The organism is Halorubrum californiense DSM 19288, from assembly GCF_000336875.1.
Lineage (GTDB): Archaea > Halobacteriota > Halobacteria > Halobacteriales > Haloferacaceae > Halorubrum > Halorubrum californiense.
The window spans coordinates 25,736-50,734 of the sequence record NZ_AOJK01000073.1 but is presented as its reverse complement, the minus strand read 5'-3'; the positions used below and the strand labels follow the sequence as shown (position 1 = coordinate 50,734).

Below are 24,999 nucleotides of genomic sequence, written 5' to 3'. Positions count from 1 at the left end.
CGCCCGCCGCGCGCTCAGGTCCGCGGATCGGTGTCGTCGTCGGACGCGTCGCCGCCGTCGCTCTCGGAACCCGCGTCCGCCGCCGTCTCCGCTTCCTCGCTGTCGCCGTCGGAACCCGGACCGTGAGCGATGTCGGCGTCCGACGGGTTCTGGTCGACCGCGTACCCGCCCGTGTCGATCCGCTCCGAGGGCTCGGAGTAGTCGCGGTCGCTCGGCGAGAAGTCCGGACGGACGACGCCGTCGTCGGGGATCTCCGTCTCGTCGTCGGGAGGCACCTCGGTCGTCGCGTCGTCCGCTTCCGCGTCGGCGACCACGTCCTCGGGTTCGTCGCCGCCGTCATCGTTCCCCGTGGTCGCCTCGTCGTCGTCATCTCTGCTCCCTGTTGCCTCGTCGTCGATCCACTCGAAGGAGTCGGAACCGGCGTTCCGCCGCTCCGCAACGGCGGTTGCGAGGCGCTCGGTGAGCGTCTCCTTCAGCGCCTCGGCCTCGTCGACCTCGAAGTCGACGGCCGCGGCGTCGCTGCCGGTCAGCGAACTGGTGCCCGCCGTGTCGGCGACGATCGTCGCGACGCCCCAGCGGCGCTGAAACACGGTCCGGCTGTCGATCACGTTCTGGATCCGATAGTACGGGACGACGGCGACGGTCCGGCTCCAGAACCCGTTGCGCGTGAGCAGGTGGTCCTCCCCGACCCAGTAGCCGCGGTGTTTCCACTTCAGGTGCGCCGCGGGCGGGACGACGGCGAGGAGCGCGGCGACGCCGTACCACGGGAGCGACGGCGAGACGTACCAGTTCACGCCGTACGCGATGCCGGTAAGGACGCCGACGATCAGCGCGTACCGGATGGCGTACCGCCACCGGATCCGCTTCGGCGGCCGACTGAACTCCGGCGTGCCGAACGACTCGATCTCGTGTGCGAGCCGGTAGACGCGTTCGGTCGCGGCGATCGGCACCGCGGACTGGTTGCCTGAATCGGAGTCTTGACCCGGGGCGTACCCCGCGGTCTCGATGGAGAGGCTCGCGTAGCCGAGCGCGCGCTTGGCGGGGTTGTCGGTGATCCGGAGCGTCTGGACCTTCTCGGTCGGGATCGACCCGCTGTATCGGCGGAACAGCCCGCGCTCGTAGCGCAGTTCGTCGCCGGCCCGCGAGAGCCGGAAGCCGTAGTAGTTCGAGAAGGCGACGCCCGCCCCGATGAGCCACGACGCGATGAACAGCGCCGCGACGCCGACGAACGCCGTCGCGGTGAGCGCGGCGGCCGACGTCTCCGGCAAGAAGCTCGACAGCACCGGGAACGACCCGGAGCTCAGGAACGCCAAGAGGCCGATCAGGCGCCCGTCGAACGACAGCGCTCCCACCAGCGCGAGTTCGCCGGGCGAGATGGCGAACAGCTCCTCCTCGGCGGGCGCGAACGCGTCGTCGCGGCCGCCCTCGATCGCGTCGGCGTCGGTCGCCGTCCCCTCGCCGGCGTCGTCCGACCTGGAGGCCCCCGACTTCCGGCGCTGGACCTCGCGCTGGAGCCGCGTCGCCTCCTCGGGCGTGACGTATCGGATCGATCCCTCCGTGCTGGAGCCGCCGGCGGTCTCCAGATCGACCGCCGCGACGCCGATGGCGCGCTGGAGCACGCCGCGGCTCACGTCGACGTTCTGGATCCGCCGGTACGGGATCTCCCGCTCGCGGCGGGAGATGACGCCGGAGGAGATATCGAGCGTGTCCTCCGTGAGGACGTACTCGAACCGACGGTAGTACGCGACCTCGTAGGCGAAGGTGACAAGGAGGATGGCGGCCCCGCCGCCGACCGCGAGCGGGAGGCCGAACCCGCCGCTGTTCACGATCACGAACAGCGCGACGGCGGTCCCGGCCGCCTTCTGGAGCGCGCGGTACGGGACCGACTGCGGCGCGAGTTTCACACCGCGTCCTCCCCGTCGGCGCGGATCGCCAGCCGCTTCAGTTCCTCGCGGAGGTCGCTCGCGCCGCCCGGCGTCAGCCCCGGGATCCGCACGTCGGCGCCGCGCGACCCGGCGGTGTACACCACGCAGGAGGCGAGCCCGACGGTCCGCTCGATCGGGCCGCGGCGGGAGTCGACGTGTTGGATCCGCACCAGCGGCACCGTCGTCCGCACCTGCGTGATCACGCCGCGGTCGAGGTAAATCGCGTCCTCGCGGATCTCGTAGCTCCAGCGGCGATAGCGGAGCAGCGCGTGTGCGACCGTGAGCGTCAGGGCGACGGTCCCGACGGCGACCGGCGCCCACCGCGGGAGGTACTCGAGGTACGCGGCGCCGGCGAACGGGGCGGTGACGAGCGCCGAGAGCAGCACTGCGCGGAGGACCCACACGATCTGGACTCGGGGGTGAAGCGTCTGTGCCGTCATCGACGGACCCCCGCAGCGTGTCCGTGTGTCATGGCCGGCGATTGACGGCCCCGACGTATAAGTCCGGTCGGAAACGGACGAGAAAAAGTAAAAAGATCGTGATACACATTCTCTCTCGAAGGAGATACTTGCCGAAACCGATATGACGGGTGATCGAGTCGTGCCACCCATGGCCGACGACCCGTTCGAGAACATGCTCGCCCAGATGGACCGCGCCGAAGAGTACGCAGACGTGGACCACGGGGTATTCGAGCGGCTGAAACATCCGGAGCGCACGCTGAAGGTGACGCTCCCCGTCGAACTGGAGTCCGGCGAGGTCGAGGTGTTCGAAGGGTACCGCTGTCAGTTCGACAGCGCCCGCGGCCCGTTCAAGGGCGGCGTCCGCTTCCACCCCTCGGTCACCCAGCGCGAGGTCGAGGCCCTCGCCGGGTGGATGACCTGGAAGACCGCGTTGGTCGACCTCCCCTACGGCGGCGCGAAGGGCGGCGTGATCTGCGAGCCGAAGGACCTCACCGATCGTGACCTCGAACGGCTCACTCGCCGGTACACCGAAGGGATCCGCCGGATGATCGGCCCGGAGATCGACGTCCCCGCGCCCGACATGAACACGAACCCGCAGACGATGGCGTGGATGATGGATACCTACTCGATGTACGAGGGGTACTCCGTCCCGCAGGTCGTCACGGGCAAGCCGCTGGAGATCGGCGGGACGCCCGGGCGCGTCGAGGCGACGGGCCGCGGCGTCTCGCTCGTCACCGAGCGGCTGTTCGAGTACTTGGACCGCGACCTCTCCGACGCCTCCGTCGCGATTCAGGGGTTCGGGAACGTCGGGTCGAACGCGGCCCGGCTCCTCGACGAGTCCGGGGCCAACGTCGTCGCCACCTCCGACGTGACGGGCGCGGCGTACGACCCGGACGGCCTCGACGTGGCGGCGCTCGGCGCCCACGTCGACGCCGGCGGACTGATCGAGGAGTACGTCGCGGGGGAGATCCGCGGCGGCGCGAGCACGGCCGACTCCCGCTGGGACGACCCGGACCAGATCACCAACGCGGAGCTGCTTACTCTCGACGTCGACGTGCTCATCCCCGCCGCCGTCGAGGGCGTGATCACCGCCGACAACGTCGACGACCTCCGCGCGTCGGCGGTCGTCGAGGCCGCGAACGGTCCGACGACGGTCGCCGCCGACGAGGCGCTCACCGAACGGGACATCCAGGTCGTGCCCGACATTCTCGCGAACGCGGGCGGCGTCATCGTCTCCTACTTGGAGTGGGTCCAGAACGCGCAAGAGTTCTCGTGGCCGCTGGAGACGGTCAACGCCGAACTGGAGCGCCGCATCGGGAGCGCGTTCGACAAGACCATCGAGCAGTACGACACCAAGGAACTGCCCGACCTGCGGACCGCCGCGTACACGCTCGCCTTGGAACGCACCGCGAAGGCCCACGAGTATCGCGGCCTGTTCCCGTAGCGCGTCGCTCGCGGGCGTACTCCTCGCCGGCATTCCCCTCGCCGACGCTTTTCAGAACGGTGGGGCTCAGGCCCGGCGGATCCGGTCCGCGGTGACCGCGATCGGCTCGGCGTAGTGGAGTATCGGCTCGCCGTCGGGCGCCTCGAACCCGTTCGCCGCGAACAGCGTGTTCGCCCGGATCTCCGCCTCGGCCGGGCGCAGCGTCCACGGCTCGTGGTCTATCTCGCCGACGTACAGCCGCCCGCCCGAGCCGGCGGTGTAGAAGCGGTAGTTCTCCAGCAGGAAGGCCGGCAGCGACCCCGACTCGGGCGTGAACGCCTCGCCGGTCGGCGCGTAGGTCGCGTCGAACCGAGCGTGCGGGGCGCCCCTGTGGACGCGACGGCTCGCGAATCGGACCGCGTCGCTCGCGTCCGCGTCGCCGCTCTTCTCTCCCGCCTCGACGCCGCCATCGGGGTCGCCGCTCGCCGCGGTGCCCCGAACGTCGGTCTCGGCGCGGTAGTAGGGGAGCCGGAACAGCCCGCGGGCGACCGCGACGCCGATCCGATCGTCGGCGTCGAGGCTGTGGAAGTAGACGCCGGGGCCGTTCGGCCCCTCGACGTAGGTCCGGAGGTTGAGTTCGGGGAACGACAGCCCCGTCGGCACCCCGCGCGGCCGGATGTCGTCCATCACGAACGGGACGACGCCGAGGTACGCGTCGCCGTCGTAGGTGGCGACCGAGAGGCCGTCGGGCAGCGCCGCGGCGACGGTCGCCGGGTCGACTGGCCAGTGGGCGAACAGTCCGTCCCGCCACGTCATCTCCAGCCAGCGGCGACCGAGCATGACGAACGCTAGGGGACGGACGGACAAAACCCGCACGCCGCCGGCGGTTTCGGACCGGTGTGTGCGGTCTCACCTCGCAGTGTCCGATCCCTCGGGCGCGTCCTTCCACTCCCCGAGTCCGGAGGGGTCGAGGTGGACGTGGACGTCGCCCACGTCCTCCAGCGCGCGGAGGGATGTGACGAGGTGCGTCTCCACGCTGTGCGCCTGACGGAGCGTCATCTCGCCGTCGACCTCGACGTGGACCTCGACCTCCAGATCAGTCCCGTCGTAGAACACGGTGAGGTCGTGGACCCCCTCGACGGCGGGGTGATCGCGGAGCGCGGCGACCACGCGCTCGCGGTCGCCCGGTGGCGGGGCGCCCCCGACGAGGTACGTGACGTTCTCGCGGCCGATCTCGACTCCCTGGTAGACGACGAGGACACTGACGAGCGCGCCGGCGACCGGGTCGAGGATCGGGACGTCGAGGAACACGCCGATCACGCCGATCATAGCGGCGACCGTGGTGTAGATGTCGTTGAGGCAGTCGACCGCGAGCGCGGTGAGCGCGGTCGATCCGAGGTCGGCGTTCACCGCCTCAGTGTACCGGTACAGCAGGTACATGTCCACCATCGCGAACAGCAGCGCGCCGACGAGGAAGGGGCTCGCCCGCACCTCGACCGGACCGACGAACCCGAGCACCGACTCGCGCAACAGGAGCAGGCCGAGGACCGCCACCGTCGCGCCGACGAAGAGCGCCGTCAGGGGCTCGATCCGCTGGTGGCCGTGCGGGTGCGTCTCGTCGGCGCTCTCGTACCGCGATCCTCCCCAGACGAACACGACCGCGCTGGCGACGAGATCGGCGACGGAGTGGGCGGCGTCGGCCAGCAGCGCGACGCTGTTGAACGCGAGCCCCGTCGCCCCCACGACTGCGATCTTCACGGCGTTGCCGGCGACGTTGACCGCCGCGGCCCGCTGGAACCGAGCGCGGTCGTCGTCCCCGAAGGGGCTCAGCATGGATACCGGTGCGCCCGCGACCCTGTTAAGCGTCCCGCGTCGCGTCGCCGCTGCCGCGTCGCGGGAAGGCGACCGCTACCCCGGTCGTCTCGCGCCCGAAGGCTCCGTCGTAACGCCTAAGACCGAAACGCTCCTCGGTGACGGTAATGAATCACGATCTTTTCGCCCGAGGTGGTCCCGGTGGGCGTCGAAATTAAGGAAACGGAGGTGAGCGACGAGGATTTCGAGGAGATGAAGGGGTTCGTGCGCGACTACCTCGCGGCCAGCGTCGAGAGCGAGGACGACGGCGGACGGATGCGCTGGTACCCCTGGCACTCGGCGTCGTACCGGTTCAACCACATCCTCAACGTCGTCGACCTCGCGACGGACATCGCCGAGGCCGAGGGGGCCGACGTGGACGTCGTCCGCGTCGCGGCCGCCTTCCACGACGTCGCAAAGCTGGAGGCCGAACAGGACGTCCACGCGGAGGCCGGCGCGCGCGTCACCCGCGAGTACCTCCAGAGCCGCGGCAACTACCCCGAGTCGTTCATCGAGGAGGTGTGCGGGGCGGTCGTCGACCACTCCTACACCGGCGACCTCGACGACGTGCCCCTGGAGAGCCGGTGTCTGATCGAGGCCGACGTGCTCGACAAGGTCGGCGCCAACGGCGCCGTCCTCATGCTGTTGCGGATGGGGTACGAGTCGCGCACGCACATGGACGCCGCGAAGATGGTCGACCGCGTGCTCCAGCGCGCCCACGACCACACCGAACGCGTCGTCTCTGACACCGCCGAGAGCATCGCCCACCAGCGCATCAAACGCGTGAAGTGGATCCGCGAGTGGCTCGAAGAGGAGGTCTCCCGGATGGACGCCGAAGGCGTCACCGACCGCTGAGGGCGCCTCCGTTCTCTGCGGGCGTCTCCGTTCTCTGAGGGCGCCTCCGACCCCTACTCCTCCGAATCGGTCGTCTCGACGAGCGGCAGCATCGCCTCCAAGTAGCGGTCGATCCCGGCCCGGGACTCCTCAACCCACGCCCCGTCGTTCGTCGTCGCCCAGCGGAACATCCCGCCGGTCGCGAACGTCTGGAGCGTCGCGGCCACCGCCGACGCGGCGACGGTCCGCTCGTCGCCCGCCGGGTCGGCGCCGTCGCCGGAGACGTCGGCCGCCGCCTCGCGGACGAGCCGTTCGAGGTACTCGCCGAAGACGCGGTCGCTGCGGTCGAAGTGGTCGCGGTAGGCTTCCTCGCTCGCGGCCTGCGAGCGCAGCTCGGTCATCACCGTGACGAACCGCGCGTCGGGCGCGTACTCGTCGTCCAGCGACGCGGGAGCGACGGCGGCCGTGAGGTAGCCGTCGAGCTGCTCCCGCGCCGAGCGGTCGAAGGCCTCCTCCGGCGCCACCTCCGGCACGTCGTCTCCGGCCGGCGGCCCCGTGACGGGGCCGTCGGCGATGGACGCCTCGAACTCGTCGAGCAGGAACCCGAGGAGGTCGATCAGCAGGTCGTCTTTCCCGTCGTAGTGGTGGTACACCAGCGACGGGCTCTTGTCGAACTCGTCACCGATCCGCTGGATCGTGACGTTCGCGTACCCGTGTTCACAGAGCGCGCGGAACGCCGCGCCGAGGATCGCCTGTCGGGTGTCCGACGGCTCCGCGAACGGGTCGTTCATACGCCGCGTAGACGAGTGCGGTACTTATCGCCCCTGATTGAACGTTCATTCAACACGCTTATGTTACGGGCCCCTGACAGGAACGTATGACTCGACCCGACGCGTCACGGTACGGCCGGTCGCCGCGCGCGACCAGACCCTCCCACCGGCCCGACGGAGGGGATCGATGAGTCGGTCGGCGCGGCTCGCGACCGCCGCGCTCGCCACCGTCGCGGTGACCGCGCTCCTCGTCGGCGTCTCGCTCGCCGGCGCCGCGGCCCCGAGCGCGGGAACGGCGGACGGCGGTGGCGCTCAGGCGCTGTCCGGGATCGGCGGTCCGATCGCCGACGGCGCCGTCGCGCAGTCGGACGACCCGACGCCCCGTCAGGTTCGCGGGTCGCCGGTTCTGGAACTCTTCGCAACCCAGCGGACGGTGCCGAGCGGCGCCGAGTCGACCGTCACGATCGACATCGTCAACACCGGCGAGATGGAGATCGGCAACCAGCTCGACTCCCGGGTCACGACCGCGCGCGGGCTCACGCTCGAAATCGACGACGGCGACGTCCCGATCGACGTCGAGGACGGCGAGATCCCGGTCGGCGACGTCCCGACGGCCGCGAGCCCGGTTGCCGTGCCGCTGGACGTGACCGTGCCCGACGACGTGCCCGACGGCAGGTACGAGGTGGAGGCGACCGCCCGCTACCGCTACACCTTCGAGATCATCCCCGAGTTCAACGAGCACAAGGACCGGCGCGGCATCGACGACTTCGACCTGACCATCGTGGTCGACGACGGCGCGCGGTTCGCGGTGGTGGAGACGGACACTGACGCCCAGGTCGGCGGGGGCGGCGACGTGACGGTCACGCTGTCGAACGTCGGCGACGAGACCGCCCGCGACGCGGTCGTCTCCGGGAGCACGACCGCGCCCGGCGTCCGCCTCGGCGAGGGTGGCGGGCAGTCGTTCGTCGGCGACTGGGCCCCCGGCGAGAACCGGACCGTCACCTTCGACTCGACGGTCGGCGAGGCGTTCGCCGGCGGCGCGTACGCGCTCTCCTCGACCGTCGACTACCGCGACCCGAACGGCGTCAACCAGACCGCGGCGCCCGCCCGCGCCGGCGTCGTCCCGATCCGCGAGCAGTCGTTCTCGCTGGAGGACGTCTCCGGCACGCTCGAAGTCGGCTACTCCGGGACGGTGTCCGGCACGCTGACGAACGAGGGGCCGCTCCCCGTCGAGGACGCGGTCCTCGTCGCCGACTCCGGGAGCAACCGCGTGAGCCTCGGCGAGAGCCGGTACGCGCTCCCGTCGATCCCAGCGGGTGAGTCGGCGGAGTTCAGCTTCGACGCCGACGTGAGCGGGAGCGCCGACCCCGGCCCGCGGCAGTTCCGCTTCACGACCGAGTACGAGAGCGGCGACGCGACGCTCGCGGTCGAGGAGACCCGCCGCGTCGAGGTGGCCCCCCGGCAGTCCGAGTTCGAACTCGACGTCGAGAACGCCACCGTCTCGGCTGGCGAGACCCGGCGGATCAACGCGACGATCACCAACCGGCGTCCAGAGACCCTCTCCTCTATCAACGCCGGGCTCTACGCCGACAGCCCGCTGACGGCGGTGAACGACGAGGCGTTCGTCGACGAGCTCGAACCCGGCGAGTCCGCGAGGATCTGGTTCGAGGTGGCTGCCGCCTCGAGCGCGAGCGTCGAGGAGCACCCGATCGAGTTCGACTTCCGGTACGACGACGAGCGGGGCAACGACCGCATCTCGGACGTCACGCAGGTGCCGGTCACCGTGACCGCACCCGTCGACGACGACGGCACGCCGACCGGGCTGATCGCCGTCGTCGTCCTCCTCGTCGCCGCCGCGGTCGGCGGCGCCGTCTGGTACCGACGGCGGTGATCGGATGAGGGGACGCTTCACCGCTCCGAGCCGGCCGTCAGGCGGCCCCCCGGCGACGGGACGCCGGACGGCGGGCTTCCGGACGGCACGACAGACGGCGGACCGCCGGACAGCGGGGCGCCGGTGACCGCGGCTGACCGGCTGATCGAGGAGATCGACCGCGTCGTCACGGAGCGACCGCTGGCGGTCATCGCGGTCTTCCTCCTCGTCACCGTCGTGTTCGCGGGCGGGCTGACCGGCATCGAGACGAGCGCGGGCGCGGACCAGTTCACGCAGGACATCCCCGCCCAGCAGGCGCTCGACAACATCGACGAGGAGTTCGAGACGTCGATCGGCGGCTCCCCGACCTCGGCGCAGGTGATCGTCTCCGACGACAACGTCCTCTCCCGCGACGCCTTGGTCCGGACCTTGGAGACCCAACACCGACTGGAGTCGCGCTCGACGCTCCGGGTCGCGTCGACGTCGAGTCACGCGGACGCGATCGCGCGTCAGTTGGACCCGGACGCGGCGAACGCGGCGGAGCGGCGCGACGCCGTGGCCGAGGCGACGCCCGCGGAACTGCGGACCGCCATCGCCGACGCCGACGCGACGGGCGCGATCGCGGCGCAGGTGTCCGTCGACTACAACCCCACCGCGCAGGCTGCCGACACCGCGATCGTGGGGATCACCTACGACCTGCCGGACGCGGCGACGACGACGCGGGTGACGGAGCTTCAGACCCGCAGCGTCGACGTCGTCGACTCCGTCCCGGGCAACGTCGCCGGCGAGAACGCGATCCTCTTCGGCGACGGCGTCCTCCAGTCGGAGATCACCGCGCTGCTGACGGACACCGCGATCATCGTCTTCCCGGCGGCGCTCATCCTGATCGTCGGGTTCCTGATCTTCTCGTACCGGGACCCGTTCGACATGGCGATCGGGATCGGCGCCCTCCTCTTGTCGCTCCTGTGGACCTTCGGCTTCATGGGCTACGCCGGCATCCCGTTCTCGGACTCGCTCGTGACGGTGTTCCCGCTCCTGCTCGCGGTCGGGATCGACTTCGGGATCCACATCGTCAACCGCTACCGCGAGGAACGGGCGACCGGGACCGGAATCGAGGAGTCGATGCGAACCACGACGGACCAGCTGCTCATCGCGTTCCTGCTCGTGACGATCACCACGGTGTTCAGCCTCGTCTCCAACGTGGTGAGCCCGTTCGACCCGAACCGCGACTTCGGGATTGTCGCGGCCGTCGGGATCACGTTCACGCTGGTCATCTTCGGCGTCTTCCTCCCGGCCGCGAAGGTGCTCTCGGATCGGTGGCGCAAGCGCCTCCCAATCCCGGAATTCGGCACGAGCGCGCTCGGCGCCGGCGGGTCGCGGATCGCACGCGTCCTCCACGTCGGCGTCGACCTCTCGCGGATCGCCCCCGTCGCGGTCGTCGCCCTCCTCCTCGTCGGCGGCGCCGTCGGCGGCGCCTACGGCACCGGCGTGAACACGGAGTTCTCGGAGGAGGCGTTCTTCCCGGACCAGGACCGGCTGGAGACGTACGCCAACCTCCCGGAGCCGTTCGCGCCGACGGAGTACACGTTCCTCGACGTGTTGAACATCTTCGAGGACGAGTTCGAACAGAGCTTCGTGGGGTCGGTGACGCTGTACGTCGACCAGTCGGTCAGAGACGACGACGCCTTGGAGCTGATCGACCGGACCACGCGGAACCCGCCCGCCACATTCGCGACGACCGACAAGCGTCGCGCGCAGGCGACGAGCGTCGTCACCGTGATCGAGGACCGCGCGGAGCGGGACCCCGAGTTCGCGGCGCTCGTCGAACGCAACGACCGCCTCGGCAACGGCGTGCCCGACCGGAACGTCGACGAGGTGTACGACGCGCTCTTGGACTCCTCCGCGGAGGGGCAGGCGCGCGGCTACGTGGCCGCCGACCGCGGCAGCGCGCGGATCGACTACACGATCCGACCGGGCGTCGACAACTCCGAGGCGGTCGCGGACGTGCGCGACCTCGCCGAACGCACCCCGCTCGAAGCCGTGCCGACCGGCTCGCTCGTCGTCAACGAGGCCGTGATCGACTTACTGACCGAGTCGGCGATCCGGAGCCTGTTCGCCGCGTTCGGGCTCACGGCGCTGTTCTTGGCGCTGTCGTACGCGTACCTCGAAGGGAAGGCCGTCTACGGCCTCCTCAACCTCGTCCCCGTCCTCGTGACTGTCGGCCTGCTCGTCGGCTCCATGCGACTGTTCGAGATTCCGCTGACGCCGATCAACGCGCCGATCCTCTCCGTGTCGATCGGGCTCGGGGTCGATTACACCGTCCACTTCGTCCACCGGTTCGTCGACGAGTACCAAGAGGGGCTCCCGATCGACGAGGCGCTCGACGTCACCATCGCCGGGACGGGCGGCGCGCTCACCGGCAGCATGCTCACCACGGTCTCCGGGCTCGGTGTCCTGTGGCTCGCGGTGATCCCCCTGCTCCGCGACTTCGGCGTCCTGCTCGCGCTTGGCGTGTTCTACGCGTACCTCTGTTCGATCCTGCTCGTCCCGTCGCTCGTCGTCGTGTGGGACCGATACGCCGGGCTGGTCGGTCTCGGTCTCGACGACGGGCTCCGCGAGTCCGGCGCCGAGAGCGGGCGCTGACCAGCGGGGCGCTCGTTTTACTGTCCGCGGAAAGAGAGAGAGGGTCGAGTCAGCCGATGACGCCGACGACCAGCTGGACGGTGACGAGGACGAGGAACGCGGCGCCGGTCGCCAGCGTTCCGGCGGCGACGCCGTGGGCGTTGCCGAGTCCGCGGCTTCGCGTCGCGAAGTAGGCGCCCAGGAAGACGAAGCCGACGAGGAGCAGCCCGACGGCGAGGTACGCGACGGTCACCAGCGTCCCGGCGAGCCCCTCGGGGATCCCGAAGCTCCCGACGCCGAGGAGGATGCTCCCGCCGACGAGGACGGTGATGCCGACGAACGAGATCGCCCACACGGCCGGCGTCCGGGCGATGTCGCCGAGCGTCCCGACGACCGCTTCGTAGCGTCCGCCCGACTCGTCGCTGCCGGGAGCGACTCGCTTCGCCCCGATTTCGGCGACCGCGACGAACGTGGCGACGACGAGGAGGCCCATCAGCCCCGTACTCAAGAGGGTGAGTGATGTCATGGATATCCGTTGTTAGGGGCTCCGTTCGCGCGTACAAATACCCTTCGACGCGCGGTCTTCGCCCCGTTCGACGCGAGGACTCCGCCCTGTTCGACGCGAGGACTCCGCACCGAACGGCGGTCCCGCGCTCGACGCCTCGATCGACCGGTCGTTGGGGTCGCGTCCGGCGCGGGAGATCCGCGCTTCGACCCCCCGATCGCGCGCCCCGCTACACAAGAGATAAGTGTACCATCGCTAAGGGTGATACAAGAGCAGACAGACGAACATGATAGATCCAGTTATCCTACAACAAGGGAGCGACTGGCGCGCACAGGCGGAGGTCTTCGACGAGATCTTCTTCGTCTTCCTCGCGCTCGGCACCCTCGTCGGCACCATCGTCGTGGCGTACACGCTGTGGAACGTGTACAAGTACCGCGACGACGGAAACCGGTCGGACGAGGAGTTCGACGCACCGGTCGTCGGCGAGCTCCCCACGGGACAGGGCGGTCCGAAAGCCAAGAAGCTCTTCCTCTCGTTCGGGTTGAGCGCGATCGTCGTCATCAGCCTCGTCGTGTACGCGTACGGACTCCTCCTCTACGTCGAGCAGGGGCCCGACACTGGCGCCGAGGGAGACATCGAAATCATGGTCGAAGGCTACCAGTACGGCTGGGCCTACGAGTACCCGAACGGTCACACCGAACGGGGTGAACTGATCGTGCCGGCCGACCAGCGGGTCGACCTCAACATCACGTCGAGGGACGTGTGGCACAACTTCGGCTCGTCGGACTTACGGATAAAGTCCGACGCCATCCCCGGAGACTACAGCGAGACGTGGTTCGCTGTGAGCTCCGAGGACGTCGAGGCACAAGGCGGGGAGGCGACCTACCGCGTCGAGTGCTTCGAGCTGTGCGGTCCGGGTCACTCACAAATGAAGGGACAGATCACGGTCCTCCCGCAAGACGAGTGGGAACAGTGGTACAATAGCACCGGCAACAGCTCCGAGAGCGCCAGTATTCAGGCCCCCGGCGCCGGACTCGCCGCGCCCAGCGGGGTGAGCGCATGAGCGGACTCCCGCCGACGACCTCCGTCAAGCGATGGTTCGTGACGACCAACCACAAGGACATCGGGATCTTATACACGATCACCGCGCTGTTCTTCCTGCTGTTCGGCGGCGTGATGGCGCTGCTCATCCGCCTCCAGCTGTGGGACCCGACGAGCCAGATCCTCTCCGGGCTGGCGTACAACGAGGCCGTCACCGCCCACGGGCTGATAATGGTGTTCTGGTTCCTCTCGCCGTTCGCGTTCGGCTTCGCGAACTACTTCGTGCCGCTTCAGATCGGCGCGGACGACCTGGCGTTCCCGCGGCTCAACGCCCTGTCCTACTGGCTGTACCTGGGTTCGGGCCTCCTGCTCGCGGTGAGCTTCTTCCAGGGCGGCACGCTGTCTGCGGGGTGGACGATATACGCCCCGCTCAACGTGCCGATGTACACGCCGAGCATCGGCTCGACCGGTGCGGTGCTCGCGCTCGCGATGTTCGTCACCGGCACCACGGCGTCGACGGTGAACTTCCTCACGTCCATCCATCACTCCCGCGCTGAGGGAATGGGTATCATGGATATGCCGATGTTCACCTGGTCGATGCTCGCGACCGTGTGGATGATGCTGTTCGCGTTCGCCGCGCTGCTCGCGGTCGGCCTCATCCTCGCCGCCGACCGCGTCCTCGGCAGCGTCTACTTCTCGGCGACCGAAGGCGGCTCCCTGCTTTGGGGCCACCTGTTCTGGTTCTTCGGTCACCCGGAGGTGTACATCGTCTTCTTCCCGGCGCTCGGCGTGATGTTGGAACTGTTCCAGACGTTCTCCGGGCGTCGCCTCGTCGGTCGGAAGTGGGTGATCATCTCCATCTGTCTGATCTCCGTCCAGTCGTTCCTCGTGTGGATGCACCACATGTTCCTGACGACGATCAACCTAGAGATAAAGACGCTGATGATGGCGACGACCATCGGGATCTCACTCCCGTTCGACCTGGTCGTCTTCGCGCTGATCTACACGCTGATCAAGGGGCGGATCCAGTTCACGACGCCGTTCCTGTTCGCGTTCGGCGCGCTCCTGCTGTTCATCCTCGGCGGCATCACGGGGGTGTTCCTCGGCGCCATCGTGCTCGACTACGAGTTCCGCGGCACCTACTGGGTGGTCGCGCACTTCCACTACGTGATGTTCGGCGGGGCGACGGCGCTGTTCGGCGGGGCCTACTACTGGTTCCCGAAGATCACGGGGAAGATGTACGACGAGTTCCTCGGGAAGCTCCACTTCGTGATCTTCTTCATCGGCTTCAACGCCGTCTACTTCTCGATGTTCCTCGGCTGGGAGACCCCCCGTCGGGTGTTCGAGTATAACCCCGAGTTCCAGATCTACCACCAGTTCGGGACGATCGGAGCCTTCGTGCTCGGGTTCTCCTTCTTCATCATGTTCTACAACTTCGCGAAGTCCTACGTCTCCGGCGACCCCGCCGGCGACAACCCGTGGGACTACTCGCGGACCGCGGAGTGGGCGGTCTCCTCGCCCCCGCCGCTTGAGAACTGGCCCGACCGGCCGTCGTACGCCTCCGGCAAACTGGAGTTCGTGAAAGACTACGTGCCGGACGGCGGCCCCGCGATGAAGACCGACGACAACGGCGACGTCGCCACCGACGGCGGCGACAGCCACTCGGCGCACATCTCCGAGTACCCGTACTGGGACAAACCCCCGAGCCACGCCAGCATCTGGCCGTTCGCGCTCTCCCTCGCGCTCGGCGTCACGCTGTTCGGCTTCTCCGGCTTCGCGGACGCGGTCACCGTCGAGCTGGGCGAGACGGCCATGCAGAGCAACGTCGTCGTCTCCAACGCGATGTACCCGATCGCGATCGTGGCCGGGCTCGTCGGGCTTCTCTACACCGGCGTGAAGTGGGGACTTGAGGACTTCTACGCGCCACCGTCCGAGTTCGCCGAACGCTGGCCGTTCAACGGCGTCGAGAAGGTGAAGCTGGGGATGTGGTTCTTCCTGGCCTCCGACGTGATCGTCTTCGGCGCGTTCCTCTCGGCGGCCATCTTCGTCCGCTACAACGCGGGCTGGATGACGTGGTCGCCGCTGACGGAGTCGCTGCCGGGGCTGATCAACACTTTCGTGCTGATCACCTCCTCGTTCACCGTCATCCTCGCGCTGGTCGCGGCCCGCCGGAAGAGCCGGCAGGGCCTCCTGGCGACGCTCGGGACGACTATCCTGCTCGGGTTCACCTTCATGGCGATCAAGCTGTGGGAGTGGAACCACGAGATATTCGACCGCGGCGTGACCATCTCCGCGAACGCCCACGGCGACCCGATCCAGGCGTCGATCTACTACGTCACGACCGGGCTCCACGGGATCCACGTGCTGCTCGGGCTCGTGATCGCCATCTTCCTGTTCGTCCGGGCGTACCAGGGTCACTACCTGGACGACGAGCGGCCGATCGAGTACTTCGGCCTCTACTGGCACTTCGTCGACATCGTCTGGGTGTTCATCTTCCCGCTGTTCTACCTCTTCTGAGGTAGTTCGCGGCTCGGTTTTTCTTTCTCACGCGCGTTCGTCCTCACGCGCCGTCTTCGCTCACCGGCTCCGCGCACCACTGACAGAAGTCGAACGTCGGATCCGTCTCCTTCCCGCACGCCGGACAGCGGACGGTCTCCGCCGACGGGTCCGCGCCCGCCCCGTCGGCATCGCCTCCCGGGCCCTCCGAGGCGGTCGCGCGCGCCGCCTCACGCTCCCGCTCGTACGCCCGGTTGTTGCGACGTGCCACGACGTACGCGTCGATCACGCTGGCGCCGACGACCGCGGCGGCGGGCGCGACCTCGCCGATCGCCGGCGGGTTCCCGGCGAACGCGCCCGAAATCGCCGACTCGGGGACGAACACGAACACCGCCGCGGCGACCGCGACGTACCAGCCGAGCGCGCGGGCCCACCGGCGGAGGTATGCGTGGCCGAGCCCGGAGACGACGAGCGCGAGCAGGGCGGCGAGCCAGGGTCGCCGACGAGTGTGGTCTGTCATGAGCGCCCGTACGGGTTCCCGCCCCGAGAAGCTACCTCTCTCGGAGCGTTTATGTGCCGGACGCGCCGAACTCGGGTATGTTCGGCGTTCCGCTCGGCGAGTTCCTCTACGGCGTCGCGTTCGCGGTGTTCGGCGTCGGAACGTGGTTCATCGGCCTCGGCGTCGCGTATCTCCTCTACCGGCGGTGGCGCGGCGACGGCCCGCGCGGTGACGACTGAGTCGACCGCCCGCGCCGGTCGACGCTGCTTCCGATTCGGCCACGCTTTTTACCTCGCTCGTCCGATCCCCGGTATGACAGACACGGCGCTCGTCGTCGGCGGGACCCGCTTCATCGGCCGACACACGGTCGAGGAACTGCTGGCGCACGACTACGAGGTCGCGATGTTCAACCGCGGGAACCACGAGAACCCCTTCGCGGGCGACGACCGCGTGACGCACGTCGAGGGCGACCGGAAGGACGAGACGGCGTTACGCGCCGCGAAGCTGTCGGTCGAGCCCGATATCGTCATCGACTGCGTCGCCTATCAGCCGGCCGACGTTGAGACCGCGACCGAGATATTCGCCGACGTCGACGGCTACGTGTACATCTCGTCGGGCTCCAGCTACGCGGCCGAGGAGATCCCCAAGCGAGAGGGCGAGACGCCGCTTGAGCCGTGTACCGACGCGCAGGCGACCGACGACACCCACGAGACGTACGGCAACCGGAAGGCCGAGGGCGACCGCGCGGTGTTCGCGGCCGCCGAGGCGGGCGTCTCTGCGATGGCCGTCCGCCCGTGTATCGTCTACGGCCCCTACGACTACACGGAGCGGCTCGACTACTGGATCGACCGCGTGCTCACGCAGGACCGCGTGGTCGTCCCCGGCGACGGGCAGAACCTCTGGCACCGGGCGTACGTCGAGGACGTCGCGAGCGCGCTGCGGGCCGTCGCCGAGCGCGGCGAACCGGGCGCGGCGTACAACGTCGGCGACCGGCGCGCGCTCACCCTGCGGGAGACGCTGGAGACGATCGCCGACGTCGCGGACGTCGACTGCGAGGTCGTCCCGGCGAGCGAGGACGCGCTCGCGGCCGGCGGGCTCGACCCCGACGATTTCGTCCTCTACCGCGAGTACCCGCACCTGCTCGACACCTGCGCGCTCGCCGACCTCGGCTGGGAGTCGACGCCGGTCGCCGAGGCGATGGCGCGGACCGTCGAGGAACACCGCGAGTCGGACCGCGACGGGAGCGAGTGGGACCCCGGCCGCGAGGCCGAGGAGCGCGTCATCGGCGTGAAGGAGACGCTCTGAGGACGGCGGTCGCGACGAGAACGCCGGCGACCCGCGTCAGTAGGCCGCGTCCCACCGCGTCGGCTTCCGGCGGTTCCCGCAGTCGCGACATTCCATCCGGTCCATCGTGTCGATTGCGACGTCGGTCCCCTCGCAGTTGCCACAGAGGTAGCCGTACCGGCGCTCGTGGTCCGGGTCGGCGTACGCGACGTAGAACGGGGCCTGCGAGCCGCGGTCGCTCTCGTCGAAGGCGACGTGAACGGTCTCGCCCTCCTCGGTCTCGTAGGTCGCCTCGGAGATGCCCGTGAGCCGGCCGACCTGCTTCCGGTACTCCCGCTCCGCGAACGTCTGGCCGCCGATGTCGACGTCGCGCTCGCCGGCGAGCTCGTACCCCTCGCGCTCGTAGAACGCCGTGCCGGCCTCGTTGTCGACGAGGACGCGCGCCTCGATCCGGTCGACGTCGGCCGAGCGGAGCGCGGACTCGACCCGTTCGAGGAGGGCGGAGCCGATCCCCGACTCCCGGTGGTCCGGGTGGACGTGGAGCCAGTCGATCTCGCCGACGCGCTCGCGGCGCCCGACGACGTAGCTCTCCGCGAACCCGACGACGACCCCGTCTACGGCGGCGACCGGGAACACCGCGTCGTCGTTCTCGACGTCGTCGCCGAGGTCGCCGGCGTCGTACCACTCCTCGACGGCCTCGTCCAACAGCTCCTCGTCGACCGCGTGTCCGTACGACGCCACGAGCGACTCGCGGGCGACCGACCGGACCGCGTCGACGTCGGCGGCGGTTGCTTCGCGTAGGTCCATGCGGATAGGTACCACTCCGTCTACAAAAAACTCGGTCGGAATTCCCGTCGCGCCCGGCCGGGTCGTCCCGCACCGCGGTGTGGCGGCACTCAGAGAACGAACGGACCCTGCTGGCGGATCGGCTCCCCGTGCGGGCGCCCCGAGACCGCCACCGAGCGGAGCGATTCGTCGGTGGTGACATCGACCGTCCCCGCGTCCGTCACCGGGAGGACCTCGCCCTCGGCGAACGCGTCGGAGCTCTCCGCCCCGTCGACGGTCACCGTCCCCGCACCGTCCACGGCGTAGAGGAAGCCCGTCCGCTCCTCCGGGAGCTCCCACCGCCAGGAGTCGGTGACCTCGGCGTTGAGGTACTCCAGCGGCGTGTGCGTCGACAGGGGCGAGCCGTCGCCGACGACCGTGGTGACCGTCGCCCCGTCGAGTTCCTCGGTCGGGAGTTCCTCGGCTTCGGCGTCCGAGTAGTCCGGCTCCATCTCCTTGTCCTCGCGCGGGAGGTTCACCCAGAGCTGGAGCCCGTTACAGTCGGCGCCGTCGGCGGGGAACTCGGAGTGTCGGATCCCGCCGCCGGTGGTGATGTGCATCGCCTCGTTCTCGCGGGCGGTGTTCGCCACCCCGAGGCTGTCCTCGTGGTCCATGCCGCCCTCGATCATGTAGGAGACGATCTCGAACCCGCGGTGCGGGTGCATCGGGAATCCCTGATCCGGCTCGATGTAGAACCGCTCGAAGAGGGCGAACGGATCGAGATGCTGCGGGTGCGCCTCGGTCGGGAAGGCCCGGTTCGAGTTCACCCCGGTGCCGTGGCGGACGGTCTGGCCCGAGAGGGGCTTCGTCCGGGTCGCGCTCGACTCGTTTTCAGTCACGTTCGAAGGGTGCCGCCCACAGCCGATAAGCATCCCGATTACGGAACCGTGAAATAGACAGTTTACGTATCTAATTTGTTCAAAGTTGTTTTAGAAGGCCTAATAGCCTTATTCGAACGGATACAGGAATAACGGATATTTTACTGGAACGCGCTACAGGGAATCTTCTTACCCGTGGCGCGAGTAGGCAGGGACGCAACAATGAGCTACGAACTCGATCCGCTGCCGTACGAGTACGACGCGCTTGAGCCGCATATCTCCGAGCAGGTGCTCGAATGGCACCACGACACCCACCACCAAGGGTACGTCAACGGCTGGAACGCCGCCGAAGAGACGCTCGAAGCGAACCGCGACGCGGGCGACTTCTCCTCGTCCGGCGGCGCAATCCGCAACGTGACCCACAACTCTTCGGGCCACATCCTCCACGACCTGTTCTGGCAGAACATGTCCCCCGAGGGCGGCGACGAGCCGGAAGGAGCCCTCGCGGACCGCATCGAGGAGGACTTCGGCTCGTACGACGCCTGGAAGGGCGAGTTCGAGGCCGCGGCCTCCGCGGCCAGCGGGTGGGCGCTCCTGGTGTACGACACGTTCTCGAACCAGCTTCGCAACGTCGTGGTCGACAAGCACGACCAGGGCGCGGTCTGGGGCGGTCACCCGATTCTGGCGCTCGACGTTTGGGAGCACTCCTACTACCACGACTACGGCCCGGCTCGCGGCGAGTTCGTCGACAACTTCTTCGAGGTCGTCGACTGGGACGAGCCGTCCGACCGCTACGAGCAGGCCGTCGAACTGTTCGAGTAAGCGCCGCGTCGTCGACTGAACGTCCGGTCCGACCTCCGCGCGCCCGCCGCCGGCGACGGAGCGATGCTGTGGGCAGTCTCGGCGGCTTCTTTCTCTCTTCGGCTCCGGAAGGTGGCTTCTTTGGCGATTCTCTCGCCCGAAAACAGCGTTTGCTTTTGAATCGTAGACTGGAGATCGGCGGCGAACACCTCCAAAGCCCCAGTCGCGAGGCGGGCGCACGCTCGCTGCGCGCTTCAGTCGCTCACTCCGTTCGCTCCTTCCAGTGCTTGCGTCGCCTGCGCCCGCCTCGCGACTGCCCCTTTGTGTCCCGCCCCGCACAGCACCTCACACCTCCCCAGCCTCGTCAGTCGCCGTCGCTTCGCTCCGGCGACTGACTCCCTCGCGCGTGCTACTCGCGCCCTTCGGGCGCTCGCAGGCACGCGCCACCGCGTCTGTTTATAAATAATCCTCGCGACCCCCGTTCGTCGAGCGGCGATCGTTCAGGGTTGGGTGGTTACCGAGCGTCGAGTTCGGGCGCGTCGGTCTCGACGACCGTTCCGGTCTCGTCGACGCCCACGCGCATCTCGTCGCCGGCGCAGGCAATCGTCAGCCGAACGCGGAGCGGGTCCTCGGAGACGACCGTCGTCGCGGCGTCGCTCACGCACCAGTCGAACGTCCAGAACGGCACCGAACTCAGGTCGACGCCGCGGTCCGCGTGGAACCGGATGACGTCCGCGTCGTCGAGCAGCAGGAGGCCGACTGTCGAGCGTAGGTCGTAGCGACAGCGCCGACAGGCGTGTTCGACCGCGACCTCCTGATCGGGTTCGTCGGGGGTGCGCACGAGGCTGGTTTCGACGGTCCCGGTACACTCGGGACAGACGCCGTCCGCGGCCAGACAGTAGTGGTGGCGGACGTAGTGGCCGAACGCGTCCAGCAGGTCGTCGGTCGAGCGGCCGTCGAGCGCGCCCGCCGGGAACGGGTAGCTCACTTGGATCGCCCCGCAGTCGGCGCAGCCGACGGAGAGCGTGTCGTCGACGTACCAGGCGTGGAGGTCGCCGTCGCAGGCGTGACACGATCCCTCCGCGGGGAAGAAGCCCAGCTGCGCCCGCTCCGTCAGCGTGCCGGTGAAGATGGAGCTGACCACCTTCCGCCCCGGCGGGCGGAACTCGTAGCCGTCGTCGCCCCGGCGGACGAAGTGGCCGGCGAGCCGGTCGAGGTGGTAGCTGAAGTTCGCGCTGTCCGTCGCGTCGACCCGCTCGAACAGGTCGGTGAAGCTCACGGGCGACTCGTCGCCGCCGAGGTCGAGCAGCGCGCGGAGCGCCTCGACCCGCGTCTCGTTGCCGAGGACCGAGAACACCTCGGCGGGCGGGATCCGCGATTCGGTCCGCGGGGTCGCGGCAGACGCGTCGGCGCCGTCGACGCGGTCCGTCCGCTCCCCGTCGGAGGCGACGCCGCCGGTCCGATCGAACTGGCTCATACGTCATCCGTTGTTGACCACTCGGTAAAGTCTGTTGGAGCGGGCGCCGCGCCGGCGCTTTTCGAGAGCGCCCGTCGCTCCCGATCCGGTGGGCATCTCCGCTATCTAACGCCTTTCCCTGTTTCTACCATTTGGCAAAACGCAATGAGTGACCTATCGATCGACGCGGCGTGGGACGAACTCTACGTCGACGGCGAGTGGCGCGCGAGCGAGAGCGGCGAGACCATCGCCGTCGAGGACCCCTCGACCCGCGAGACGGTGACCGAGGTGGCGGCCGCGACGGAGGGCGACGTGGACGCGGCCTACGAGGCCGCCGCCGAGGCGCAGGAGGCGTGGGGCGAACAGCCCCCCGCACACCGGCAGGAGGTCGTCCGGCAGTTCCTCGGCGCGCTCGACGCGCACAGCGAGGAGATAATCGAGCTGCTGGAGTACGAGGTCGGCGGCTCCGCCATCATGGGCGAGACGTCGATCCAGATCGCGGCCGACCACGCGAGCGAGGCCGCGACCCTCCCGCGCCGGATGAAGGGCAAACACGCCGCCTCCAACATCCCTGGCAAGGAGAACCAGCTTCAGGTCGGCCTGAAGGGCGTCGTCACGGTGATCTCGCCGTGGAACTTCCCGCTGAACCTCTCGATACGGGCGGTCGCGCCCGCCATCGCGGCGGGGAACGCCGTCGTGCTCAAGCCCGCGACGAACTCCCCGATCACCGGCGGGCTGCTGTTCGCGACGCTGTTCGAGGAGACCGACCTCCCCGAGGGCGTCCTGAACGTCGTCACCGGTCGCGGCTCGGCGATCGGCGACCGCGTCGCGAGCCACCCCGAGAGCGACGTCGTCGCGTTCACCGGCTCGACGAGCGTCGGCAAGCGGGTCGCGGGCCTCGCCGGCGAGAACCTCGCCGTCCCGGCGATGGAGCTCGGCGGCAACAACGCGCACGTCGTCACCGCGGACGCCGACCTCGACCGCGCGCTCGACGCGGCCGCTTTCGGCTCCTTCGTCCACCAGGGACAGGTGTGTATCTCGATCAACTGCCACGTCGTCCACGAGGGCGTGTACGACGAGTACGTTGCCGGCCTCGTCGAGCGCGCCGAGTCGCTGCCGACCGGCGGCGTCCACGACCCCGAGACGATCGTCGGCCCGATCATCGACGAGTCGCAGCGCGACGAGATGCTCGGCTACGTCGAGGAGACGGTCGACGCGGGCGCGACGCTGGAGACCGGCGGCCACACCGTCGACGACTCGCTCGTCGTCGCCCCGACGGTCCTCTCGGGCGTCACCAACGACATGCCCGCCGCGGCGAACGAACACTTCGGACCGATCGCGCCGGTGATCTCGTTCTCCGACGTGGACGAGGCGGTCGCGATCGCCAACGACACCGAGTACGGCCTCTCCGGAGCGGTCCACTTCGGCGACCTCGCCACCGCGAAGGAGATAGCCGAGCGCATGGAGACCGGCAACGTCCACATCACCGACCAGCCGATCAACGACGAGGCGCACGTCCCGTTCAGCGGCATCGGCGCGTCCGGCGTCGGCCGCTACAACAGCGACGCGTTCCTCGACGAGATCACCGAGACGAAGTGGATCTCGATCCAGCACGAGCCGCGCGAGTACCCGTTCTGAACGCGGGGGACCACACGGTCTCGGCGGGCGCTCTCACCCCCTCTAAACCTCCCACGTCTCTCGGGCGTAACACATCTCCCAGAACGCGTGTTCGAGCCGGGCGCTCCGCAGGAACGCCGCCCGCATCGCGTCGCGCTCGCCCGGGTACGCCTCGCCGTACCGGTCGACGAGGTCGCGCATCCACCCGACCGTCTCGCGGAACGCGTCACTCGTGTACTTCTCGATGAACGGGGTGTACCGGTGGTCCTCGGCCGCGAGGGCGGCCATGTGGTCCGCCACGTCGAGGTACCCCTGTCCGCACGGGTAGACGGCCGCGGCGATCTCCGCGATCGACCCCTCGTGTGCCGTGCGGACGAGGAAGTCGGTGTAGGCGGCGCAGGTCGGCGCCTTCTCGACGGCTTCGAGGTCCTCGGGTGAGATCCCGTAGTCGGCGGCGAACGAGCGGTGGAGGTCCATCTCGTCGTCGAGTGTCGCGTGTGCGGTCGCCGTCAGCCGCCGGGTCGTCTCCTCGTCGTCCGCCTTCGTTCCCGCGAGCGCGAAGACCCTCGCGTAGTCGAGCAGGTACCGGTAGTCCTGTTTCACCCAGTGACGGAACGCGCCCTCGTCGAGGCTGCCCTCCGCGAGTTCGACGACGAACGGGGGTTCCTTCTGTGCGTCCCAGATCTCCGATCCGGCGTCGAGGAGGGTATCGCTGAAGCCCATCTCGTCGGTCCGTCGTCCCGCACCCAAATATAACTAACTAATATCACTTAGTAATTACTTCGACTGGCTCCGGTCGAGGTCGCGGAACCCGAACGAGACACTGGCGTCTCATCGCGAAGATGGCGGCGGAGACGCTTCGGAGACGGGGACGGAAGCGCCTCGGAGGCGGCGGAAGGTTCGGCGAGAAGAGCGGTCGGAAAGCGGTAGCGCAGTCGGCTTACGAGATGGAGTACGTCGCGGCCGCCATCAGCAGCATGGTCAGCGCGAGCGCGAGGCCCATCAGGTAGGTCAGCGAGCGGTTCTCCCACTTGAGGTGCTGGAAGTACGCGACGATGAGCAGCGTCTTGACCGTCGCGATCACCAGAGTGCCGCCGAGCGCCTGCGCGTACGTGAACTCGACGAACGACGTCTCGAAGAGCGCGAAGTTCAGCGTCGCCGCGACGAGGAGGGCGACGTATATCGCCGAATACAGTTTCACGGAGTCGTGCGCCATCTTACACTCTACTTCGTCCCTGCGCTTAAAGAATTAACCATCCGGGGGTACTCCGCGTCGGGGGAGAGACGAGAAGTGATCGGCCGCTCGAATCCCGAAACGCCTATACGCCAGACGACCGGACTCATCTCCAGTCGCAGCACGCGACCGATACTTCCGTGACTCCGCTCGAACCGACGGACGACCTGCTCGAATCGCTGTACGTCGTCAACAAGGTCGCGAAGCAGTTCGCCGACGAGGCCACCGCGGCCTACGAGCGCGGCGACGTCACCGAGAGCAACGTCCGCTCGGCGCGGAAGGACGCCCTCTACCGGCTCAAGACCGCGGTCCTCTCCCGCGTCGTCGCGTACGACGCCGACCGGGTCACCGGCGAGTACCACGCCATCAACGGCGACGTGTGGCTGTTCCTCACCGTCGGCGACTGGCACTTCCACCAGCCGCCGCATGCGATCGGCGGCGACCTCACCGACGAGATCGCGATCGCGAACTCCCGAGAGAACCCGATCGACGCCCCCTACGAGCGCGATTCCGCCGTCGAGCGCTCGGACCGCACCCTCGAAGCGGCGCTCTCGCACCTCGCCGACGTCGGGGCCAACGCCAACGACCACCTCGCGCGGCCGACGGTCACCAGCGAACACGACCGGATCGTCGACGTCCGCTGGTCGTACCTCTCCTAACGCCGTCA

The 24,999-nt window shown here is 68.8% G+C and carries 23 protein-coding genes; 11 read left to right on the top strand and 12 right to left on the bottom strand.

Annotation, left to right across the window (positions count from 1 at the left end):
• Positions 1-14: 14 nt before the first annotated feature.
• Together C463_RS15540 and C463_RS15535 are read right to left on the bottom strand one after the other, a co-directional pair.
• Positions 15-1,904: a PH domain-containing protein gene (locus C463_RS15540; RefSeq protein WP_008445641.1), complete on the bottom strand. Its 1,890-nt coding sequence runs from the start codon at positions 1,902-1,904 to the stop codon at positions 15-17.
• The gene (locus C463_RS15535) at positions 1,901-2,365 is read right to left on the bottom strand and encodes a PH domain-containing protein (RefSeq protein WP_008445639.1); all 465 of its coding nucleotides are present in this window, start codon (positions 2,363-2,365) and stop codon (positions 1,901-1,903) included. The genes C463_RS15540 and C463_RS15535 overlap by 4 nt, the downstream gene beginning before the upstream one ends.
• Before the next feature lie 169 nt (positions 2,366-2,534).
• Here C463_RS15535 and C463_RS15530 point away from each other — a divergent pair, with 169 nt between their 5' ends.
• Positions 2,535-3,830 (top strand): Glu/Leu/Phe/Val family dehydrogenase, encoded by a 1,296-nt coding sequence (locus C463_RS15530; protein ID WP_008445637.1) that lies wholly within the window; start codon positions 2,535-2,537, stop codon positions 3,828-3,830.
• 66 nt (positions 3,831-3,896) lie between these two features.
• On the opposite strand, the gene C463_RS15525 is transcribed toward C463_RS15530, so the two are convergent.
• Together C463_RS15525 and C463_RS15520 are read right to left on the bottom strand one after the other, a co-directional pair.
• Positions 3,897-4,649 (bottom strand): YqjF family protein, encoded by a 753-nt coding sequence (locus C463_RS15525; protein WP_008445635.1) that lies wholly within the window; start codon positions 4,647-4,649, stop codon positions 3,897-3,899.
• Between the two features lie 69 nt (positions 4,650-4,718).
• Positions 4,719-5,642 (bottom strand): cation diffusion facilitator family transporter, encoded by a 924-nt coding sequence (locus C463_RS15520; RefSeq protein WP_008445632.1) that lies wholly within the window; start codon positions 5,640-5,642, stop codon positions 4,719-4,721.
• Positions 5,643-5,813: 171 nt separating this feature from the next.
• Between C463_RS15520 and C463_RS15515 the strand changes: the two genes are divergently transcribed.
• Positions 5,814-6,515 carry an HD domain-containing protein gene (locus C463_RS15515; protein WP_008445630.1) on the top strand — a complete coding sequence of 234 codons (702 nt, stop codon included), beginning with the start codon at positions 5,814-5,816 and terminating at the stop codon, positions 6,513-6,515.
• A 53-nt stretch (positions 6,516-6,568) separates the two neighbouring features.
• Here C463_RS15515 and C463_RS15510 read toward each other — a convergent pair whose 3' ends face one another.
• Entirely contained in the window at positions 6,569-7,285 is a 717-nt protein-coding gene (locus C463_RS15510) for a TetR/AcrR family transcriptional regulator (protein WP_008445628.1), read from the bottom strand.
• A 166-nt stretch (positions 7,286-7,451) separates the two neighbouring features.
• Between C463_RS15510 and C463_RS15505 the strand changes: the two genes are divergently transcribed.
• Positions 7,452-9,155 carry a COG1361 S-layer family protein gene (locus C463_RS15505; RefSeq protein ID WP_008445626.1) on the top strand — a complete coding sequence of 568 codons (1,704 nt, stop codon included), beginning with the start codon at positions 7,452-7,454 and terminating at the stop codon, positions 9,153-9,155.
• 123 nt (positions 9,156-9,278) lie between these two features.
• Complete coding sequence (locus C463_RS15500; RefSeq protein ID WP_008445624.1) at positions 9,279-11,777, top strand: efflux RND transporter permease subunit; 2,499 nt, start codon at positions 9,279-9,281, stop codon at positions 11,775-11,777.
• A gap of 49 nt (positions 11,778-11,826) precedes the next feature.
• Here C463_RS15500 and C463_RS15495 read toward each other — a convergent pair whose 3' ends face one another.
• A complete protein-coding gene (locus C463_RS15495) occupies positions 11,827-12,249 on the bottom strand; it encodes a hypothetical protein (protein WP_008445622.1) in 423 nt (140 codons plus the stop codon).
• 298 nt (positions 12,250-12,547) lie between these two features.
• Between C463_RS15495 and coxB the strand changes: the two genes are divergently transcribed.
• Positions 12,548-13,324 (top strand): cytochrome c oxidase subunit II, encoded by a 777-nt coding sequence (gene coxB / locus C463_RS15490; protein WP_008445620.1) that lies wholly within the window; start codon positions 12,548-12,550, stop codon positions 13,322-13,324.
• Positions 13,321-15,819, top strand: a complete 2,499-nt coding sequence (locus C463_RS15485; RefSeq protein WP_008445618.1) for a cbb3-type cytochrome c oxidase subunit I — start codon at positions 13,321-13,323, stop codon at positions 15,817-15,819. Before coxB ends, C463_RS15485 begins: the two co-directional genes overlap by 4 nt.
• 43 nt (positions 15,820-15,862) lie before the next feature.
• Here the strand turns inward: C463_RS15485 and C463_RS15480 are convergent, their stop codons facing one another.
• Positions 15,863-16,318 (bottom strand): zinc ribbon domain-containing protein, encoded by a 456-nt coding sequence (locus C463_RS15480; RefSeq protein ID WP_008445616.1) that lies wholly within the window; start codon positions 16,316-16,318, stop codon positions 15,863-15,865.
• A 77-nt stretch (positions 16,319-16,395) separates the two neighbouring features.
• Between C463_RS15480 and C463_RS19315 the strand changes: the two genes are divergently transcribed.
• Complete coding sequence (locus tag C463_RS19315) at positions 16,396-16,536, top strand: hypothetical protein (RefSeq protein ID WP_167539454.1); 141 nt, start codon at positions 16,396-16,398, stop codon at positions 16,534-16,536.
• Positions 16,537-16,609: 73 nt separating this feature from the next.
• Positions 16,610-17,602: an NAD-dependent epimerase/dehydratase family protein gene (locus tag C463_RS15475; protein WP_008445614.1), complete on the top strand. Its 993-nt coding sequence runs from the start codon at positions 16,610-16,612 to the stop codon at positions 17,600-17,602.
• A gap of 36 nt (positions 17,603-17,638) precedes the next feature.
• On the opposite strand, the gene C463_RS15470 is transcribed toward C463_RS15475, so the two are convergent.
• Together C463_RS15470 and C463_RS15465 are read right to left on the bottom strand one after the other, a co-directional pair.
• Entirely contained in the window at positions 17,639-18,388 is a 750-nt protein-coding gene (locus C463_RS15470; RefSeq protein ID WP_008445613.1) for a GNAT family N-acetyltransferase, read from the bottom strand.
• A gap of 89 nt (positions 18,389-18,477) precedes the next feature.
• Positions 18,478-19,245: a pirin family protein gene (locus C463_RS15465; RefSeq protein WP_008445612.1), complete on the bottom strand. Its 768-nt coding sequence runs from the start codon at positions 19,243-19,245 to the stop codon at positions 18,478-18,480.
• A gap of 201 nt (positions 19,246-19,446) precedes the next feature.
• On the opposite strand from C463_RS15465, the gene sod reads away from it, so the two are divergent.
• Positions 19,447-20,046 carry a superoxide dismutase gene (sod, locus tag C463_RS15460; RefSeq protein ID WP_008445611.1) on the top strand — a complete coding sequence of 200 codons (600 nt, stop codon included), beginning with the start codon at positions 19,447-19,449 and terminating at the stop codon, positions 20,044-20,046.
• Positions 20,047-20,539: 493 nt separating this feature from the next.
• On the opposite strand, the gene C463_RS15455 is transcribed toward sod, so the two are convergent.
• The gene (locus tag C463_RS15455) at positions 20,540-21,502 is read right to left on the bottom strand and encodes an ArsR/SmtB family transcription factor (protein WP_008445610.1); all 963 of its coding nucleotides are present in this window, start codon (positions 21,500-21,502) and stop codon (positions 20,540-20,542) included.
• A 144-nt stretch (positions 21,503-21,646) separates the two neighbouring features.
• Between C463_RS15455 and C463_RS15450 the strand changes: the two genes are divergently transcribed.
• Complete coding sequence (locus C463_RS15450) at positions 21,647-23,119, top strand: aldehyde dehydrogenase family protein (protein ID WP_008445609.1); 1,473 nt, start codon at positions 21,647-21,649, stop codon at positions 23,117-23,119.
• A 42-nt stretch (positions 23,120-23,161) separates the two neighbouring features.
• Here the strand turns inward: C463_RS15450 and tenA are convergent, their stop codons facing one another.
• Both tenA and C463_RS15440 read right to left on the bottom strand, forming a co-directional pair.
• Positions 23,162-23,821: a thiaminase II gene (gene tenA, locus C463_RS15445; protein ID WP_008445607.1), complete on the bottom strand. Its 660-nt coding sequence runs from the start codon at positions 23,819-23,821 to the stop codon at positions 23,162-23,164.
• Between the two features lie 217 nt (positions 23,822-24,038).
• Positions 24,039-24,314 (bottom strand): cytochrome C oxidase subunit IV family protein, encoded by a 276-nt coding sequence (locus C463_RS15440; RefSeq protein WP_006113316.1) that lies wholly within the window; start codon positions 24,312-24,314, stop codon positions 24,039-24,041.
• A gap of 158 nt (positions 24,315-24,472) precedes the next feature.
• Between C463_RS15440 and C463_RS15435 the strand changes: the two genes are divergently transcribed.
• Positions 24,473-24,991, top strand: a complete 519-nt coding sequence (locus C463_RS15435; protein ID WP_008445606.1) for a hypothetical protein — start codon at positions 24,473-24,475, stop codon at positions 24,989-24,991.
• Positions 24,992-24,999 lie beyond the last annotated feature (8 nt).

Excerpts from the sequence above, each read along its gene's own strand:
- C463_RS15535 (WP_008445639.1), bottom strand. The coding sequence starts at position 2,365 with ATGACGGCACAGACGCTTCACCCCCGAGTCCAGATCGTGTGGGTCCTC.
- C463_RS15530 (WP_008445637.1), top strand. The coding sequence starts at position 2,535 with ATGGCCGACGACCCGTTCGAGAACATGCTCGCCCAGATGGACCGCGCC.
- C463_RS15525 (WP_008445635.1), bottom strand. The coding sequence starts at position 4,649 with ATGCTCGGTCGCCGCTGGCTGGAGATGACGTGGCGGGACGGACTGTTC.
- C463_RS15520 (WP_008445632.1), bottom strand. The coding sequence starts at position 5,642 with ATGCTGAGCCCCTTCGGGGACGACGACCGCGCTCGGTTCCAGCGGGCC.
- C463_RS15510 (WP_008445628.1), bottom strand. The coding sequence starts at position 7,285 with ATGAACGACCCGTTCGCGGAGCCGTCGGACACCCGACAGGCGATCCTC.
- C463_RS15505 (WP_008445626.1), top strand. The coding sequence starts at position 7,452 with ATGAGTCGGTCGGCGCGGCTCGCGACCGCCGCGCTCGCCACCGTCGCG.
- C463_RS15495 (WP_008445622.1), bottom strand. The coding sequence starts at position 12,249 with ATGGGCCTCCTCGTCGTCGCCACGTTCGTCGCGGTCGCCGAAATCGGG.
- coxB (WP_008445620.1), top strand. The coding sequence starts at position 12,548 with ATGATAGATCCAGTTATCCTACAACAAGGGAGCGACTGGCGCGCACAG.
- C463_RS15485 (WP_008445618.1), top strand. The coding sequence starts at position 13,321 with ATGAGCGGACTCCCGCCGACGACCTCCGTCAAGCGATGGTTCGTGACG.
- C463_RS15480 (WP_008445616.1), bottom strand. The coding sequence starts at position 16,318 with ATGACAGACCACACTCGTCGGCGACCCTGGCTCGCCGCCCTGCTCGCG.
- C463_RS19315 (WP_167539454.1), top strand. The coding sequence starts at position 16,396 with ATGTTCGGCGTTCCGCTCGGCGAGTTCCTCTACGGCGTCGCGTTCGCG.
- C463_RS15475 (WP_008445614.1), top strand. The coding sequence starts at position 16,610 with ATGACAGACACGGCGCTCGTCGTCGGCGGGACCCGCTTCATCGGCCGA.
- C463_RS15470 (WP_008445613.1), bottom strand. The coding sequence starts at position 18,388 with ATGGACCTACGCGAAGCAACCGCCGCCGACGTCGACGCGGTCCGGTCG.
- sod (WP_008445611.1), top strand. The coding sequence starts at position 19,447 with ATGAGCTACGAACTCGATCCGCTGCCGTACGAGTACGACGCGCTTGAG.
- C463_RS15455 (WP_008445610.1), bottom strand. The coding sequence starts at position 21,502 with ATGAGCCAGTTCGATCGGACCGGCGGCGTCGCCTCCGACGGGGAGCGG.
- C463_RS15450 (WP_008445609.1), top strand. The coding sequence starts at position 21,647 with ATGAGTGACCTATCGATCGACGCGGCGTGGGACGAACTCTACGTCGAC.
- tenA (WP_008445607.1), bottom strand. The coding sequence starts at position 23,821 with ATGGGCTTCAGCGATACCCTCCTCGACGCCGGATCGGAGATCTGGGAC.
- C463_RS15440 (WP_006113316.1), bottom strand. The coding sequence starts at position 24,314 with ATGGCGCACGACTCCGTGAAACTGTATTCGGCGATATACGTCGCCCTC.